This window comes from Klebsiella sp. PL-2018 (genome assembly GCF_019048985.1).
In the GTDB taxonomy this organism is placed as follows: domain Bacteria; phylum Pseudomonadota; class Gammaproteobacteria; order Enterobacterales; family Enterobacteriaceae; genus Klebsiella; species Klebsiella michiganensis.
On sequence record NZ_CP077673.1, the window covers coordinates 1294108 to 1310143 of the forward strand.

At 56.9% G+C, this 16036-nt stretch carries 18 protein-coding genes; 14 read left to right on the plus strand and 4 right to left on the minus strand.

Annotated features, from left to right (window positions below; genetic code table 11):
- Positions 1-37: 37 nt before the first annotated feature.
- A complete protein-coding gene (gene acpH / locus MKleb_RS06025) occupies positions 38-619 on the minus strand; it encodes an ACP phosphodiesterase (RefSeq protein ID WP_025107185.1) in 582 nt (193 codons plus the stop codon).
- 91 nt (positions 620-710) lie between these two features.
- Between acpH and queA the strand changes: the two genes are divergently transcribed.
- The 8 genes from queA to MKleb_RS06065 all read left to right on the plus strand — a co-directional run bounded on the left by queA (position 711) and on the right by MKleb_RS06065 (position 8866).
- Positions 711-1775, plus strand: coding sequence for a tRNA preQ1(34) S-adenosylmethionine ribosyltransferase-isomerase QueA (gene queA / locus MKleb_RS06030; protein ID WP_025107184.1), 1065 nt, complete (start codon positions 711-713; stop codon positions 1773-1775).
- A 109-nt stretch (positions 1776-1884) separates the two neighbouring features.
- Positions 1885-3012, plus strand: a complete 1128-nt coding sequence (gene tgt, locus MKleb_RS06035; RefSeq protein WP_004129667.1) for a tRNA guanosine(34) transglycosylase Tgt — start codon at positions 1885-1887, stop codon at positions 3010-3012.
- A gap of 22 nt (positions 3013-3034) precedes the next feature.
- Positions 3035-3367, plus strand: a complete 333-nt coding sequence (yajC, locus tag MKleb_RS06040; RefSeq protein WP_004099423.1) for a preprotein translocase subunit YajC — start codon at positions 3035-3037, stop codon at positions 3365-3367.
- 27 nt (positions 3368-3394) lie between these two features.
- Positions 3395-5242, plus strand: coding sequence for a protein translocase subunit SecD (gene secD / locus MKleb_RS06045; protein ID WP_071957337.1), 1848 nt, complete (start codon positions 3395-3397; stop codon positions 5240-5242).
- Between the two features lie 10 nt (positions 5243-5252).
- Positions 5253-6224 carry a protein translocase subunit SecF gene (gene secF / locus MKleb_RS06050; protein WP_004848195.1) on the plus strand — a complete coding sequence of 324 codons (972 nt, stop codon included), beginning with the start codon at positions 5253-5255 and terminating at the stop codon, positions 6222-6224.
- A gap of 116 nt (positions 6225-6340) precedes the next feature.
- The gene (locus tag MKleb_RS06055; RefSeq protein ID WP_025107182.1) at positions 6341-7732 is read left to right on the plus strand and encodes a M24 family metallopeptidase; all 1392 of its coding nucleotides are present in this window, start codon (positions 6341-6343) and stop codon (positions 7730-7732) included.
- Between the two features lie 64 nt (positions 7733-7796).
- On the plus strand, positions 7797-8162 hold the full coding sequence (locus tag MKleb_RS06060) for a VOC family protein (protein ID WP_014228160.1): 366 nt from the start codon (positions 7797-7799) through the stop codon (positions 8160-8162).
- A 14-nt stretch (positions 8163-8176) separates the two neighbouring features.
- Positions 8177-8866, plus strand: a complete 690-nt coding sequence (locus MKleb_RS06065) for a helix-turn-helix transcriptional regulator (protein ID WP_014228161.1) — start codon at positions 8177-8179, stop codon at positions 8864-8866.
- A gap of 43 nt (positions 8867-8909) precedes the next feature.
- On the opposite strand, the gene MKleb_RS06070 is transcribed toward MKleb_RS06065, so the two are convergent.
- Both MKleb_RS06070 and MKleb_RS06075 read right to left on the minus strand, forming a co-directional pair.
- Positions 8910-9794 carry a nucleoside-specific channel-forming protein Tsx gene (locus MKleb_RS06070; protein WP_004848202.1) on the minus strand — a complete coding sequence of 295 codons (885 nt, stop codon included), beginning with the start codon at positions 9792-9794 and terminating at the stop codon, positions 8910-8912.
- Between the two features lie 296 nt (positions 9795-10090).
- On the minus strand, positions 10091-10633 hold the full coding sequence (locus tag MKleb_RS06075) for a SadB/YajI family lipoprotein (RefSeq protein ID WP_025107181.1): 543 nt from the start codon (positions 10631-10633) through the stop codon (positions 10091-10093).
- Positions 10634-10780: 147 nt separating this feature from the next.
- Here MKleb_RS06075 and nrdR point away from each other — a divergent pair, with 147 nt between their 5' ends.
- The 6 genes from nrdR to pgpA all read left to right on the plus strand — a co-directional run bounded on the left by nrdR (position 10781) and on the right by pgpA (position 14887).
- Positions 10781-11230 (plus strand): transcriptional regulator NrdR, encoded by a 450-nt coding sequence (gene nrdR, locus MKleb_RS06080; protein ID WP_014228162.1) that lies wholly within the window; start codon positions 10781-10783, stop codon positions 11228-11230.
- A 4-nt stretch (positions 11231-11234) separates the two neighbouring features.
- On the plus strand, positions 11235-12338 hold the full coding sequence (ribD, locus tag MKleb_RS06085) for a bifunctional diaminohydroxyphosphoribosylaminopyrimidine deaminase/5-amino-6-(5-phosphoribosylamino)uracil reductase RibD (protein ID WP_217076522.1): 1104 nt from the start codon (positions 11235-11237) through the stop codon (positions 12336-12338).
- 93 nt (positions 12339-12431) lie between these two features.
- On the plus strand, positions 12432-12902 hold the full coding sequence (gene ribE / locus MKleb_RS06090) for a 6,7-dimethyl-8-ribityllumazine synthase (protein ID WP_004129690.1): 471 nt from the start codon (positions 12432-12434) through the stop codon (positions 12900-12902).
- 19 nt (positions 12903-12921) lie between these two features.
- Complete coding sequence (gene nusB / locus MKleb_RS06095; protein WP_004099457.1) at positions 12922-13341, plus strand: transcription antitermination factor NusB; 420 nt, start codon at positions 12922-12924, stop codon at positions 13339-13341.
- A gap of 75 nt (positions 13342-13416) precedes the next feature.
- Positions 13417-14391: a thiamine-phosphate kinase gene (thiL, locus tag MKleb_RS06100; RefSeq protein ID WP_014228164.1), complete on the plus strand. Its 975-nt coding sequence runs from the start codon at positions 13417-13419 to the stop codon at positions 14389-14391.
- Positions 14381-14887, plus strand: a complete 507-nt coding sequence (pgpA, locus tag MKleb_RS06105) for a phosphatidylglycerophosphatase A (protein ID WP_004133926.1) — start codon at positions 14381-14383, stop codon at positions 14885-14887. The genes thiL and pgpA overlap by 11 nt, the downstream gene beginning before the upstream one ends.
- A 142-nt stretch (positions 14888-15029) precedes the next feature.
- On the opposite strand, the gene MKleb_RS06110 is transcribed toward pgpA, so the two are convergent.
- Positions 15030-16004 (minus strand): aldo/keto reductase, encoded by a 975-nt coding sequence (locus MKleb_RS06110; RefSeq protein WP_014228165.1) that lies wholly within the window; start codon positions 16002-16004, stop codon positions 15030-15032.
- Positions 16005-16036: the final 32 nt, after the last annotated feature.

Genomic DNA, 16036 nt, shown 5'->3' on the forward strand with positions numbered 1-16036 from the left:
TATTCAGAATAGTCTTTTGCCAAAAAAGCGCAATCTTTTACAGTTCACCTTTTTTCGCCTGCGCCATCATCTGCGGGTAGAAGCGCCAGAACTGCTGCTCAAGACGATCGTAATGGGTATCCAGATCCTGCCAGGAGTCGCGCAGGGCGTCCAGCCGCGGACGGCGGCTGGCCATACCGTTCAGAACCCGCTGAATAAACGCCATATCCCGATAGCGTTCAAGCCAGCGCTCTGACCACAGGTATTCGTTGAGATTGACAAAACGCGGCGGGGAATTGGGCAAAATAAACGTGACCTGGGCGTGGGCGTAGCGGACAAACTCCGGCAGCGGCAGCTCGGGCGACAGCTGCGTCCAGTGGCGTGACAAGAAATGGTCCCACATCACATCCAGCGTAATCGGCGCGACCCGGCGCGTTTCGGGGCGAAACCACCCTTTGGCTTCGGTGACTTCGGGCAGGTTATCCGTCAGTACATCGATCCGGCGGTGCATAAAAATGCCCTCCACGACGTCAGCGGGCCACTCGCCGGCGGGGTCGCCGCGAACGAAATCGGCCAGTAAATTACCGGAAAGGGAGCTGTCAGCGAGATGGGCGAGGTGCAGGTGTGCGAGAAAATTCATGCGATTCGTTATCCGGATACGGCTAGTTGTTGCAGCGAAGAGGTGTGAGCACTAGACTAAGCCGCCTGTTTTTAAGTCATGAGTATATGCCATGCGCGTCGCCGATTTCTCCTTTGAATTACCCGAATCCCTGATTGCCCACTATCCCATGCCCGAGCGCAGCAGCTGCCGCTTGCTGTCATTAGACGGGCCGACGGGCGCGCTGACGCACGGTACTTTCACCGATTTACTCGACAAGCTCAACCCTGGCGATCTGCTGGTTTTTAATAATACCCGCGTGATCCCGGCCCGCCTGTTTGGCCGTAAAGCCAGCGGCGGCAAGATTGAGGTGCTGGTCGAGCGCATGCTCGATGATAAACGTATTCTGGCACATATTCGCGCGTCTAAAGCGCCGAAACCGGGCGCGGCGCTGCTGCTCGGCGACGATGAAAGCATTAAAGCGACCATGGTTGCGCGCCACGACGCGCTGTTTGAAGTTGAGTTCGACGACGCGCGCAGCGTGCTGGACATTCTCAACGCTATCGGCCATATGCCGCTGCCGCCGTACATCGATCGTCCTGACGAAGACGCCGACCGCGAGCTGTATCAGACCGTATACAGCGAAAAACCGGGCGCCGTTGCGGCGCCAACCGCCGGCCTGCACTTTGACCAGCCGATGCTGGCGAAGCTTCGCGAAAAGGGCGTTGAGATGGCGTTCGTCACGCTGCACGTGGGGGCAGGAACCTTCCAGCCGGTACGCGTAGACAGCATTGAAGAGCATATTATGCACTCTGAATATGCGGAAGTGCCGCAGGAGGTGGTCGATGCGGTGCTGGCGGCAAAAGCGCGCGGCAGCCGGGTGATTGCGGTGGGCACGACCTCGGTGCGTTCGCTGGAAAGCGCGGCGCAGGCGGCGAAAAACGACCTGATTGAGCCTTTCTTCGGCGATACGCAGATTTTCATCTACCCGGGCTATCAGTACAAAGTCATTGATGCGCTGGTGACCAACTTCCATCTGCCTGAATCCACGCTGATTATGCTGGTTTCCGCATTTGCCGGCTATCAGCACACCATGAACGCCTATAAGGCTGCGGTAGAACAAAAATATCGCTTTTTTAGCTACGGGGACGCGATGTTTATCACGTACAATCCGCAGGCTATTTTTGAGCGCCCATAAGAAGGCTGTCGCGCTGGTTATTTTGACGCCTTCAGGAATTTATTAGCTATGGAATCATTCCGTAGCGAGTCGTTAAACGTCAGACTGTTTTTCTGACGCGGGAGTGATAATGAAATTTGAGTTAGATACCACCGATGGTCGCGCGCGCCGCGGCCGTCTTGTGTTTGAGCGCGGCGTCGTTGAAACGCCAGCCTTTATGCCGGTTGGCACCTATGGCACCGTGAAAGGGATGACGCCGGAAGAAGTTGAAGCGACCGGCGCGCAAATCATCCTCGGCAACACCTTCCATCTGTGGCTGCGTCCTGGTCAGGAGATCATGAAGCTGCACGGCGATCTGCACGATTTTATGCAGTGGAAAGGACCGATCCTCACCGACTCCGGCGGCTTCCAGGTCTTCAGCCTCGGCGATATTCGCAAAATCACCGAGCAGGGCGTGCACTTCCGCAACCCGATCAACGGCGATCCGATTTTCCTCGATCCGGAAAAATCCATGGAGATTCAGTACGATCTCGGTTCCGATATCGTGATGATCTTCGACGAATGTACGCCGTATCCGGCGGACTGGGATTACGCTAAGCGCTCGATGGAAATGTCCCTGCGCTGGGCGAAGCGCAGCCGCGATCGGTTTGACGGTCTGGGCAACAAAAACGCGCTGTTTGGCATCATTCAGGGCAGCGTTTACGAAGATTTACGTGATATCTCTGTTAAAGGTCTGGTAGAGATTGGCTTTGATGGCTACGCTGTCGGCGGTTTGGCTGTCGGCGAGCCGAAGGAAGATATGCACCGTATTCTGGAGCACGTCTGCCCGCAGATCCCGGCCGACAAGCCGCGATACCTGATGGGCGTCGGTAAGCCGGAAGATCTGGTTGAAGGGGTGCGTCGCGGGATCGATATGTTCGACTGCGTCATGCCGACGCGCAATGCGCGCAACGGCCACCTGTTCGTCACCGACGGCGTGGTGAAAATCCGCAACGCGAAGCACAAGAGCGATACTTCGCCGCTGGATGCAGAATGTGATTGCTACACCTGTCGCAACTATTCACGCGCTTACTTGCATCATCTTGACCGTTGCAACGAAATATTGGGCGCGCGACTCAATACCATTCATAACCTGCGATACTATCAGCGCTTAATGGCTGGTTTACGCAAGGCTATTGAAGAGGGTAAATTAGAGAGCTTCGTGACCGATTTTTACCAACGTCAGGGTCGAACCGTTCCACCTTTGAACGTTGACTAATTTTAATAATGAGGGAATTTCAATGAGCTTTTTTATTTCTGATGCGGTAGCAGCAACCGGTGGCGCGGCGCAGGGCAGCCCGATGTCTCTGATCCTGATGCTGGTGGTGTTTGGTCTGATTTTTTACTTCATGATCCTGCGCCCACAGCAGAAACGCACCAAGGAACATAAAAACCTGATGAACTCCATTGCCAAAGGCGATGAAGTACTGACCAACGGTGGCCTGGTTGGGCGCGTCACTAAAGTCGCGGAAAGCGGCTACATCGCTATCGCGCTGAACGATACCACTGAAGTGGTTATCAAACGTGACTTCGTAGCTGCCGTTCTGCCGAAAGGCACCATGAAGGCGCTGTAATTACCCATTTTCCCTAAGGGAACTGCCGTGTTAAACCGTTATCCTTTGTGGAAGTACGTCATGCTGGTCGTCGTCATTGTCGTCGGCTTAGTGTATGCGCTTCCCAACCTGTATGGTGAGGATCCGGCCGTTCAAATCACTGGCGCGCGCGGCGTCGCCGCCAGTGAGCAAACGCTGATCCAGGTCCAGAAAACACTACAAGAAGAAAAAATTACCGCGAAGTCTGTAGCACTGGAAGAGGGCGCAATTCTTGCGCGCTTCGACACCACTGATATCCAGCTGCGCGCGCGCGAAGCGCTGATGGGCGTGCTGGGTGACAAATACGTCGTGGCGCTTAACCTTGCTCCGGCAACCCCGCGCTGGCTGGCGGCCCTGTATGCCGAGCCGATGAAGCTGGGTCTTGATCTGCGCGGCGGCGTGCACTTCCTGATGGAAGTCGACATGGATACCGCGCTGGGCAAACTGCAGGAACAAAATATCGACAGCCTGCGCAGCGAACTGCGTGATAAAGGCATTCCTTACGCGACCGTGCGTAAAGAAGACAACTACGGCCTGAGCATCGCTTTCCGCGACAGCGCCGCGCGCGACCAGGCTATCTCATACCTTAGCCCTCGTCACCGCGATCTGGTTATCTCCACTCAGGGCAGCACTGGCCTGAAAGCCGTGATGACCGACGACCGTCTGAAAGAAGCCCGCGAATATGCCGTTCAGCAGAACATCAATATCCTGCGTAACCGTGTAAACCAGCTGGGCGTTGCCGAACCTCTGGTTCAGCGTCAGGGCGCCGACCGTATTGTGGTTGAACTGCCGGGTATCCAGGACACCGCGCGTGCGAAAGAGATCCTCGGCGCGACCGCGACCCTGGAATTCCGTCTGGTTAACACTAACGTTGATAGCGCCGCGGCCGCCGCCGGTCGCGTTCCGGGCGACTCTGAAGTGAAATATACCCGCGAAGGCCAGCCGGTTGTGCTGTACAAGCGCGTCATCCTCACCGGTGACCACATCACCGACTCGACGTCGAGCATGGATGAGTACAACCAGGCGCAGGTTAACATCTCCCTGGATAGCGCTGGCGGCAACATCATGTCTAACTTCACCAAGGACAACATCGGTAAACCGATGGCGACCCTGTTTGTGGAGTACAAAGACAGCGGGAAGAAAGATGCCAACGGGCGCGCGATTCTGGCGAAAGAGGAAGAGGTGATTAACATCGCCAACATCCAGTCTCGTCTGGGTAACAGCTTCCGTATTACCGGCATCAGCAACCCGACCGAAGCGCGCCAGCTCTCCCTGCTGCTGCGTGCAGGCGCGCTGATTGCGCCGATTCAGATTGTTGAAGAACGGACCATCGGTCCAACCCTCGGTATGCAGAACATCAAGCAGGGCCTGGAAGCGTGTCTGGCCGGTCTGGTGGTCTCCATCCTGTTTATGATCTTCTTCTACAAGAAGTTCGGCCTGATTGCGACCTCTGCGCTGGTGGCTAACCTGGTGCTGATTGTCGGCATTATGTCCCTGATTCCGGGGGCGACGCTGACCATGCCGGGGATTGCGGGGATCGTGTTAACCCTTGCGGTGGCGGTCGATGCGAACGTTCTGATTAACGAACGTATTAAAGAAGAGCTGAGTAACGGGCGCTCCGTGCAGCAGGCGATTGACGAAGGTTATCGCGGCGCGTTCAGCTCCATCTTTGATGCCAACATTACGACGCTTATCAAAGTCATTATCCTGTACGCGGTCGGTACCGGTGCCATTAAAGGGTTTGCGATTACCACCGGTATCGGTATTGCGACCTCAATGTTTACCGCTATCGTCGGCACCCGTGCCATCGTGAACCTGCTGTACGGCGGCAAGCGCGTTAAAAAGCTGTCTATCTGAGGAGTGCGTTGTGGCACAGGAATATACTGTTGAACAATTGAACCACGGCCGTAAAGTCTGGGACTTTATGCGCTGGGACTACTGGGCTTTCGGCATTTCAGGTTTTCTGCTGATTTTGTCCATCGCTATTATTGGCGTGCGCGGGTTTAACTGGGGTCTGGATTTCACCGGCGGTACGGTGATTGAGATCACCCTCGAAAAACCTGTCGATATGGACCAGGTGCGTCAGTCGCTGCAGAAGGCGGGCTTTGAAGAGCCGCAGCTGCAAAACTTCGGCAGCAGCCGCGACATCATGGTGCGTATGCCGCCGGTGCATGACGCCAACGGCAGCCAGGAGCTGGGCAGCAAGGTCGTTAGCGTGATTAACGACTCGACCAGCCAGAACGCGACGGTCAAACGTATTGAGTTTGTGGGGCCGAGCGTTGGCGCGGACCTTGCGCAGACCGGCGCGCTGGCGCTGATAGCCGCGCTGGTGTGTATCCTGATCTACGTCGGCTTCCGCTTTGAGTGGCGTCTGGCGGCAGGGGTGGTTATCGCGCTGGCGCACGACGTGGTGATCACCATGGGCGTGCTGTCACTACTGCATATCGAGATCGACCTGACCATTGTGGCCTCGTTGATGTCGGTTATCGGCTACTCGCTGAACGACAGTATCGTGGTATCCGACCGTATTCGTGAAAACTTCCGCAAGATTCGCCGCGGTACGCCGTACGAAATCTTTAACGTGTCGTTGACGCAGACGCTGCACCGTACCTTGATCACCTCCGGGACAACCTTGATGGTTATCCTGATGCTGTACCTCTTCGGCGGTCCGATTCTGGAAGGCTTCTCGCTGACCATGCTGATCGGTGTCTCCATCGGTACGGCTTCTTCTATCTACGTCGCGTCCGCGCTGGCGCTGAAGCTGGGCATGAAGCGCGAGCACATGCTGCAGCAGAAAGTCGAGAAAGAAGGGGCGGATCAGCCGTCAATTCTGCCGTAAGGCAATCGCGTAGCGATAAAACGAATCCCGGTCGCAAGGCCGGGATTTTTTTATTACAGCCGCCCGGATTTTGGTTACTCTCCCGTATCAGCACGCAATGACATGGAGAAATGCCGATGGCTGTCGTAACGCTTTCCACCGTTCCTCAACCCCCGCTCTGGCACGATGTGCCTTCCGTTACGCTTAACGACGACACGCTGCGGCTGCGCAAGTCCAGGGTGCTGGCAAATATGCGTCAGTCCGGCGTAGACACGCTTATCGTCTATGCCGACAAAGAGCACGGCGGCAACTTTGAGTATCTCACCGGTTTTATTCCCCGTTTCGAAGAGGCGCTGCTGGTGCTGCATCGGGACGGCGAGGCGGTGCTGGTGCTGGGTAACGAGAATCTCAAGCTGGCAGGCCATGCCCGGCTGGAAAACCGTGTGATTCACGCCCCGTGGTTTTCGCTGCCCAATCAGCCGATGGAAACCGGTAAAACGCTGGCTCAGCGGCTTCAGGAGGCAGGCGTTGCGGCGGAAAACCGAATTGGCCTGGCGGGCTGGAAGCTCTTTACCGGCGCGGCGGATGACCGCGCGCAGATGTTCGATCTGCCTGCTTTTATCGTGGACGCTATTCGCCAGGCCGCCGGCCCGCAGGCAAGATTAACTAACGCCACCGGCATTTTTATCGACCCGGCAAGCGGAGCGCGAGTCACCAATAATGCCAACGAGCTGGCGCACTATGAGTACGGCGCAAATCTGGCTTCCACCGCGATTCTCACCGCGCTTAACGCCGTTGCGCCGGGTAAAACGGAAAAGCAAATCGGCGCGCTGCTGGCGGCGGAAGGGCAGCCTAATAGCGTGGTGATGATTGCCGCTACCGGCGATCGCTTTGCCTGGGCGAATCTCTATCCGGGCGATAAGGTGATTCAGCGCGGAGATAAATTCTCGCTGACCACCGGCTTCAAAGGCGGCCTGAGCAGCCGCGCCGCCTACGTGGTGGCTGATGAGAGCGAACTGGCGCCCGAGGTGGCTGATTACCTCGAGGTCGTGGCGAAGCCCTATTTCAACGCGGTGGTGAACTGGCTGGAAAATCTGCGCATCGGCATGCGCGGCGGCGATATGTATGCGCTGATAGAGCAAGCGTTGCCGAAGGCGGAATATCACTGGCACCTGAATCCGGGGCATCTGGTCGCGGATGAGGAGTGGCTCTGTTCGCCCATTGGCCCCCATTCAACCGCCTGCCTGCAAAGCGGGATGATACTGCAAATCGACATCATTCCTTCCCGCCCGGGCTACGGCGGCGCAAGCATTGAAGATACCGTGGCGCTTGCCGATAGCGCGTTGCGTCGGGAGCTGGCGCAGCGCTATCCCGAACTCTGGCAGCGTATCGTCGCCCGGCGCTTGTATATCGGCGAGCAGCTTGGCATTGTGCTTCCTGAAGAGGTGCTGCCATTTTCCAGTACCGTGGGATACCTGCGTCCGTGGCTGCTGAATCCCGAGCGCGCGCTGGTGTGCGCACCATACTGACACAATGCTGTCAGTAGGCCTGTCTTACACTCCTCCTGAACCCAAACAATGGACAGGAGGATGTATGAACAACGTAATTAACTGGTTTGAGATCCCGGTTGCGGAGATGGATCGTGCCGTGGCATTTTACGAGCCGGTGATGCAGGTGACGCTGCGTCGGGAAAAAATGGATTGCATCGAGATGGCCGTTTTCCCGCATGAGGATCCGGCTCCTGGCGGCGCGCTGGCAAAGTTCGATGGCGTTAAGCCCTCCGATCAGGGATGTATTATCTATCTGCATACTGACAATCTGGCGGCCACGCTCGATCGCGTCAACTCGGCGGGCGGAAGCTGCGTGTTTGGCCCCCTTGAGCTGGCGGACGATATCGGCACGATTGCCCTGTTTATCGACAGTGAGGGTAATCGGATTGGCCTTCACCAACCCGCGTAAATGAGACAACAGAAATGAGCCGACGCGCCGACCGCCTTTTTCAAATCGTCCAGATCCTGCGCGGGAGGAGATTAACCACCGCCGGGCTGCTGGCCGAGCGGCTCGGCGTGTCAGAGCGCACCATCTACCGCGACATTCGCGACCTCTCGCTCTCCGGCGTCCCGGTTGAGGGGGAAGCCGGGAGCGGCTACCGGCTGCTGGCAGGCTATGACCTACCGCCGCTGATGCTGACAACCCAGGAATCGGAAGCGCTGATGGCCGCTATACGGCTGCTGCAAACCTGGGGCGGCGCCTCGCTGTCCCAGGCGCTGGAGTCGGCGCAGGAAAAAGTGCTGGCTATTTTGCCTGCCGAGAGCCGGCGCAAGGCGGAGCAGTCGCGCGTGTTCGCACCGGACTTTGGTGCGCAGGGCTATAGTAAAGATCAGTTTGATATAGTGCATCGGGCAGTCTCCGCCCAGCAGGCGCTGGGGCTGCGCTATCGCGATGAAGCGGGAAACGTGTCGCAGCGTGACGTACTGCCGCTGGGGCTTTTTTTCTGGGGCGAGCGCTGGCTGCTGGTGACCTGGTGCGAACTGCGGGAAGATTATCGCTGTTTTCGCCTTGACCGCTGCCTGGAGATTTCCGCCACCGGGCGTCATTTCAGCGAACGAGCCGATCGCTCATTAAGTGATTTCTTGCGTAAGGTGAGATGCGAAGAGCGTTAGCTTTTATGATCCCCGGCGTAGTTGCCGGGGATCATCGAGCCGATTAGAAGTTGTAGCCGACCACGAAGTAACCACCCCAGCCGGTAGAGCGGACGTTAAAGTCGCCGTCGCCGAAGTTCAGCTTCGCGTCATCCGCCCACTGGCCGCCGTTGTGGAAGTAACGCGCCACGACGGAGTAGTGCCAGTGATCGTAGTTCAGCGCCAGGATATGGCTGGATGCGATGGAGTTGCTGGTGCGTGAATGCTTACCGTTCAAATCATAAGCGTTGTCATCGCCCAGATCGGAGCCCCAGTCAAAGTTGGTGAAGCCGATATAGCTCAGTGAACCGCCCCACAGGTCGGTCAGCGGCACGAAGTATTTCACTTTGAAGCGGTAGCCGTCCCACTCGTTCTCGTTTGATGCGCCATAGTTTTGCCACTGATATTTCGCATAGACGTTGAGCGAGAGGCTCATCGGCAGGCCGGTATCGATATCGGTACCCAGACCCATATACCAGGTGCTCTGACGACCGGACTTGTTGCGGCCCATGTCGTAGATATAGTTGTTAGCGAAATACCACTCTTTGAACGGGCCGAAGCTGAGGTCGGTACCGGTCAGTTTGTCGATGGAGAAGCGCGGCTCAATTTCCATAAACAGCGGGGAACCGTGGTTCCAGATACCTTTCGCGTTGGTGTTACCACCGAAGAATACCGGCGCATCCATATAGCCATAGAAATCAAACCAGTCTTTCTTGGCGAACGCTTCATATTCCAGATAAGTATCGTTACGGATCTGCGGCCCAAAACGAGTGTGGTAGCTGCCCACCACGTTTACACTCTGGTGCCACCAATCAGACAGGTATTGCGGTTTGTCGTTTTCTGCCGCGCTGGCAGAGAAAGATGCGGAGAGCGCCAGAGCTGCGCCGGCTGCCAGTAATGTTTTTTTCATAATGATGCCACTGTTTAAATTAAGCCTGAAGGCGTTAAAAGAAGCGCCGAAGCGTTTCTAAATATTTCGTATTTCTGTGGCGTCTATTATAGGAATCATTGCTCACAAAAATATGTGTTGTTTCACATAACGAACATATGCGTAATCGATTGCGTTCACGATTTTATGCATTTCTTGCGGGAATGCCACCGAAATTCATAAATTCTGGCAATTTTTAGTGAACTGAATGGAAAATCTGTAAGTGGATTAGCATGAGAGGAGGGGAGCCGGATGTTCAGGGCATCCGGCTGACGGGGTTACGGCGTGTTTGCGGGCTGGATATCGTGGATGCGGACAAAGCCAACCTGCTCGGGCGTTACGCCATTCAGGCGTAGCGGAATATCGACGTCGCTCGGCGCCAGAACGCTTGCCGGCGCGCTAATCAGCTGATTTTGGACGTTAACTTCCTGATAGCTATCGGTGGTGCCGCTGATCTGCCCGGAGGCGACCGTCGCGCTAAAGGCCGGCAGCGGATCGTTTGATTCACCCTGGATACGCAGGGTCAGGCGGGTACCGTCGCCATCCGGCGTGATATTGAGCAGCGACATGCGCAGCGTACCAATCTGACTTTTGAGACGGGCCGGCGTTTTCGCCTCCGGCAGCAGGTATACGCCGCTGCTCGATTTCGCATTCAGCACGTTTTGCTGGGTAATTTTGACCGTTTGCTGGTTGAGCTGGGTCATCTCTTTGCTCAGCGTGCTCACGCTCTGGTTCATCTGGCGGATTTCGCTTTGCTGCGCGCAGGCGCTGAGGGTGAAAATGCTACCCACAATGGCCAGCTTTAAATAACGTCTTGTCATAGTTGGGATTCCGTTAACAGAGGATGCTTAATGGTAGACCGATCGGATAATCGCACTATAGATCCTTTGTCTCAAAAGCTCTTTCTTTGTTGTCGGGTCACTTCGCGGTAAACTACCCGTTAGTTTAACTACATGTCAGGACGCGCCATGCATTGCCCTTTCTGTTTCGCCGTAGATACCAAAGTTATCGACTCTCGTCTGGTGGGCGAGGGCTCTTCCGTGCGTCGTCGTCGTCAGTGTCTGGTCTGTAATGAACGTTTTACGACGTTTGAAGTGGCGGAACTGGTGATGCCGCGAGTCGTAAAAAGCAACGACGTGCGCGAGCCTTTTAATGAGGACAAACTGCGCAGCGGTATGCTGAAAGCGCTGGAGAAGCGCCCGGTCAGCTCAGACGATGTCGAAATGGCGGTTAACCATATAAAAACCCACCTGCGCGGGACCGGCGAGCGGGAAGTGCCGAGCAAAATGATCGGCAACCTGGTGATGGAGCAGCTGAAAAAGCTCGATAAAGTCGCCTACATCCGCTTTGCTTCCGTCTATCGCAGCTTCGAAGATATCAAAGAGTTTGGCGAAGAGATCGCCCGCTTACAGGACTGAGCCGATGCAGGATGAAATATACATGGCGCGAGCGCTGAAGCTGGCCGCGCGCGGACGCTTCACCACGCACCCAAACCCGAATGTCGGCTGCGTGATCGTTAAAGATGGCCAGATCGTCGGCGAAGGTTTTCACTATCGCGCCGGTGAACCGCACGCGGAAGTGCACGCGCTGCGCATGGCGGGCGAAAAAGCGAAAGGCGCGACGGCGTACGTCACGCTGGAGCCCTGTAGCCATCACGGGCGCACGCCGCCGTGCTGCGAGGCGCTGATTGCCGCAGGGGTGACCCGCGTGGTTGCGGCGATGCAGGACCCGAATCCGCAGGTCGCGGGTCGCGGTTTGTACCGTTTGCAGCAGGAAGGGGTCGACGTCAGTCACGGGCTGATGATGAACGAAGCCGAGGCGCTGAATAAAGGTTTTCTTAAGCGGATGCGCACCGGTTTTCCCTGGATTCAGTTAAAAATGGGCGCATCGCTGGATGGGCGCACGGCGATGGCCAGCGGAGAGAGCCAGTGGATCACCTCCCCGCAGGCGCGGCGCGATGTGCAGCGCCTGCGCGCGCAAAGCCACGCCATCCTGACCAGCAGCGCGACGGTGCTGGCGGATGACCCGGCGCTAACCGTACGCTGGGACGAGCTCAACGCCGACACCCAGGCGCTGTACCCGCAGGAAAACCTGCGCCAGCCTTTGCGCATCGTTATCGATAGACAGAATCGCGTCACGCCGCAGCATCGTATCGTGGAGCAGGCGGGTGAAACGCTGTTTGCCCGTACCCGTGCAGATGAACGCCAGTGGCCGGAGAACGTACGCACGCTGCTGGTGCCGGAGCATAACGGTCGCCTGGATCTGGTGGTCCTGATGATGCTGCTGGGCAAACAGCAAATTAACTCGATCTGGGTGGAAGCAGGCCCCACCCTTGCCGGCGCGCTGCTGGAGGCCGGGCTGGTGGACGAGCTTATCGTCTATATTGCGCCTAAACTGTTAGGCAGCGATGCGCGCGGATTATGTGTACTGCCGGGGCTTGAGAAACTTGAGCAAGCACCCCATTTCAAATTCAATGAGATACGTCATGTAGGCCCGGATATTTGCCTGCATTTAGTGAACGCTTGATTTCCCCGGACAAAAGGGAAAGCAGTGCGCCGATTATTATGATAGAATCCGCCCCCCTTGCGGGGCCAAATGAACTGAACCCGAAGGAAGAGTATGAACATTATTGAAGCTAACGTTGCTACCCCGGACGCTCGCGTCGCCATCACCATCGCGCGTTTCAACAACTTTATCAACGACAGCCTGCTGGATGGCGCGATTGACGCCCTGAAGCGTATTGGCCAGGTCAAAGATGAAAACATTACCGTGGTTTGGGTTCCAGGCGCGTATGAGCTGCCGCTGGCGGCTGACGCACTGGCGAAAACCGGTAAGTATGACGCAGTGATCGCGCTGGGTACCGTTATCCGTGGCGGCACCGCGCACTTTGAATATGTGGCTGGCGGTGCAAGCAATGGCCTGGCGCACGTCGCTCAGGACAGCGGAATCCCGGTAGCCTTCGGTGTTCTGACCACAGAAAGTATTGAACAAGCCATCGAACGCGCTGGCACCAAAGCCGGTAACAAAGGCGCTGAAGCCGCGTTGACCGCGCTGGAAATGATTAACGTATTGAAAGCCATCAAGGCCTGATTTTTGTAAGGGGAATTCCGTGAAACCTGCTGCTCGTCGCCGCGCCCGTGAGTGTGCTGTCCAGGCGCTTTACTCCTGGCAGTTGTCCAAAAACGACATCGCTGATGTCGAATACCAGTTCCTGGCGGAACAGGATGTGAAAGATGTAGACGTTCTGTATTTCCGCGAACTGCTGTCCGGAGTGGCGACTAACAGCGCGTATCTCGACGGCCTGATGAAGCCGTATCTTTCTCGTCTGCTGGACGAGCTGGGTCAGGTGGAAAAAGCGGTGCTGCGTATCGCACTGTTTGAGCTGTCAAAGCGTAGCGATGTACCGTACAAAGTTGCGATTAACGAAGCCATCGAACTGGCGAAAACCTTTGGCGCTGAAGATAGCCATAAGTTTGTCAACGGCGTGCTGGACAAAGCTGCCCCGGTAATTCGTCCCAACAAAAAGTAAATTCCAGGGCCGGTTTTTGCAGAGTCTCACTTCTGCAAACCGGCCTTATTCTTTTCTTTTTCTGAGGCATAACGTATGGCATGCGGCGAATTTTCCCTGATTGCCCGTTATTTTGATCGCGTAAAAAGCGCACGTCTTGATGTTGAAACCGGCATTGGCGACGACTGCGCGCTCCTGAACATCCCCGAGAAAAAAACGCTGGCAATCAGCACCGACACCCTGGTGGCGGGAAACCATTTTTTACCCGATATCGACCCTGCCGACCTCGCCTATAAAGCGCTGGCGGTCAACCTGAGCGACCTGGCGGCAATGGGCGCTGAACCGGCGTGGCTAACCCTGGCCCTGACCCTGCCGGAAGCGGACGAAGCCTGGCTTGAGGCCTTTAGCGACAGCCTGTTCGTGCAGCTTAATTATTACGATATGCAGCTCATTGGCGGCGATACCACGCGCGGACCGCTGTCGATGACGCTGGGTATTCACGGCTATGTGCCGACGGGACGCGCTTTGAAGCGCTCCGGGGCAAAGCATGGCGACTGGATTTACGTCACCGGCACGCCGGGAGACAGCGCCGCGGGTCTGGCGATTTTGCAGGATCGGCTGCAGGTTGAAGATGACGCCGACGCGGATTATCTCCTGGCGCGCCATCTGCGTCCGCTGCCGCGGGTTCTGCAGGGGCAGGCGCTGCGCGATTTGGCGAACGCCGCCATCGATCTCTCCGACGGCCTGATTTCTGACCTGGGGCATATTCTCAAGGCCAGCGGCTGCGGCGCGCGCGTCGATCTTGATGCGATGCCGTTTTCGGATGCGATGCTGCGCCAGGTTGAGCCTGAGCAGGCGCTGCGCTGGGCGCTCTCCGGCGGTGAAGATTACGAGCTGTGCTTTACCGTACCTGAACTCAATCGCGGGGCGCTGGACGTGGCCCTTGCCAACCTCGGCGCGCGTTTTACCTGCATTGGGCAGATCCTGCCGGAATCGGAAGGTCTGCAGTTCACACGCGAAGGTAAGCCCGTCACGTTCGATTTTAAGGGATACGATCATTTTGGCGCGTAGTAGAGATGTGGCGAAAAGCCGCCTGAAGATGAGCAACCCCTGGCATCTGCTGGCCACGGGATTTGGCAGCGGCCTTAGCCCCGTGGTTCCCGGCACCATGGGATCGCTGGCGTCGATCCCCTTCTGGTATTTGCTGACCTTACTCCCCTGGCAGCTCTATTCGCTGGCGGTGATGATGAGCATCTGCATTGGCGTCTATATTTGCCACCGTACGGCGAAAGATATGGGTACCCACGATCATGGCAGCATTGTCTGGGATGAGTTTGTCGGGATGTGGATCACCCTGATGGCTCTACCGACGATGGACTGGCAGTGGGTCGCCGCCGGATTTGTGATTTTCCGCCTCTTTGATATGTGGAAGCCGTGGCCCATCCGCTGGTTCGACCGCAATATCCACGGCGGGATGGGGATCATGGTGGACGATATTGTCGCCGGGGTGATTTCGGCCGGGGTGCTGTACGTGATTGGCCACCACTGGCCGATTGGTCTTTTTTAAACCAGTCTGGCCTGGCGCCTCTGGGAAATGGATCAGGCAGGCTTTTCCCGGAGGCGGTGGTGAACCCGTCGTCAGCAGATGCTGGTGAACCTGTAGCCCGGCTAAGCGCAGCGCGAGCCGGGAATCGGCAGGGAACCGCGCGTTACTTGAACCCCACAATCGGGTGCGGTTTATACGGCGTCTCCAGCTTTTCTATCTGATCCGGCGTCAGCGTTAAATCGACCGCATGCAGCAGCTCATCCAGCTGCTCCTGCCTTGAGGCGCCGATAATCGGCGCGGCCACGCCCGGCTTGCTCAATAGCCAGGCCAGAGCCACCTGCGCGCGGTTGGCGTCAAGCTCTTCCGCGACTTCGGCCAGGTTTGTCGCAATCAGTTCATCATTCTCATCAGTGGCATTGTAAAGCGCCTTACCGACTTCATCGGATACCAGACGGGCGGTGGTTTCCCCCCACGGACGGGTCAGGCGACCGCGCGCCAGCGGACTCCACGGCATCACCGCGACGCCTTCACGGCTGCACAGCGGCAGCATTTCGTTTTCTTCTTCACGATAAATCAGATTGTAGTGATCCTGCATGGTGACGAAGCGGGCCCAGTTATTCTGCCGCTGTAGCGCTAACGCCTGGGCAAACTGACGGGCATGCATTGACGATGCGCCGATATAGCGGGCTTTACCCGCCTTGACGACGTCGTTTAGCGCTTCGAGAGTTTCTTCAATGGGCGTGGTGTAATCCCAGCGATGGATTTGCAGCAAATCGACATACTCCATGCCGAGGCGGCGCAGGCTGTCGTCAATGGAGCGCAGGATCTGCGCGCGCGACAGTCCCTGCGGCAGATCGCCCACCTGATGGTAAACCTTGGTGGCGACGATCACGGAATCGCGACGAGCATACTCACGCAGCGCGCGCCCGAGGATCTCTTCGCTGCTGCCGTCAGAGTAGTTATTCGAGGTGTCGAAGAAGTTAATGCCGCCCTCGAGGGCGTATTTTATCAGCGGGCGGCTGCTCTCTTCCGGTAAGGTCCATGCATGGTTACCGCGGTCCGGTTCGCCAAAGGTCATACAGCCGAGGCAGAGTCGGGAAACGCGGAGATCGGTATCGCCAAGAGGGATATAGTGCATAGTGCGCTCCTGCTACGGGTAAAGGGTATCCT

What these genes read in the sequence shown, in the direction of transcription:
- ribE (WP_004129690.1), top strand. Translation starts at nt 12,432, where the DNA reads ATGAACATTATTGAAGCTAACGTTGCTACCCCGGACGCTCGCGTCGCC.
- MKleb_RS06110 (WP_014228165.1), bottom strand. Translation starts at nt 16,004, where the DNA reads ATGCACTATATCCCTCTTGGCGATACCGATCTCCGCGTTTCCCGACTC.
- MKleb_RS06075 (WP_025107181.1), bottom strand. Translation starts at nt 10,633, where the DNA reads ATGACAAGACGTTATTTAAAGCTGGCCATTGTGGGTAGCATTTTCACC.
- queA (WP_025107184.1), top strand. Translation starts at nt 711, where the DNA reads ATGCGCGTCGCCGATTTCTCCTTTGAATTACCCGAATCCCTGATTGCC.
- yajC (WP_004099423.1), top strand. Translation starts at nt 3,035, where the DNA reads ATGAGCTTTTTTATTTCTGATGCGGTAGCAGCAACCGGTGGCGCGGCG.
- MKleb_RS06065 (WP_014228161.1), top strand. Translation starts at nt 8,177, where the DNA reads ATGAGCCGACGCGCCGACCGCCTTTTTCAAATCGTCCAGATCCTGCGC.
- MKleb_RS06060 (WP_014228160.1), top strand. Translation starts at nt 7,797, where the DNA reads ATGAACAACGTAATTAACTGGTTTGAGATCCCGGTTGCGGAGATGGAT.
- nrdR (WP_014228162.1), top strand. Translation starts at nt 10,781, where the DNA reads ATGCATTGCCCTTTCTGTTTCGCCGTAGATACCAAAGTTATCGACTCT.
- thiL (WP_014228164.1), top strand. Translation starts at nt 13,417, where the DNA reads ATGGCATGCGGCGAATTTTCCCTGATTGCCCGTTATTTTGATCGCGTA.
- MKleb_RS06070 (WP_004848202.1), bottom strand. Translation starts at nt 9,794, where the DNA reads ATGAAAAAAACATTACTGGCAGCCGGCGCAGCTCTGGCGCTCTCCGCA.
- ribD (WP_217076522.1), top strand. Translation starts at nt 11,235, where the DNA reads ATGCAGGATGAAATATACATGGCGCGAGCGCTGAAGCTGGCCGCGCGC.
- tgt (WP_004129667.1), top strand. Translation starts at nt 1,885, where the DNA reads ATGAAATTTGAGTTAGATACCACCGATGGTCGCGCGCGCCGCGGCCGT.
- acpH (WP_025107185.1), bottom strand. Translation starts at nt 619, where the DNA reads ATGAATTTTCTCGCACACCTGCACCTCGCCCATCTCGCTGACAGCTCC.
- MKleb_RS06055 (WP_025107182.1), top strand. Translation starts at nt 6,341, where the DNA reads ATGGCTGTCGTAACGCTTTCCACCGTTCCTCAACCCCCGCTCTGGCAC.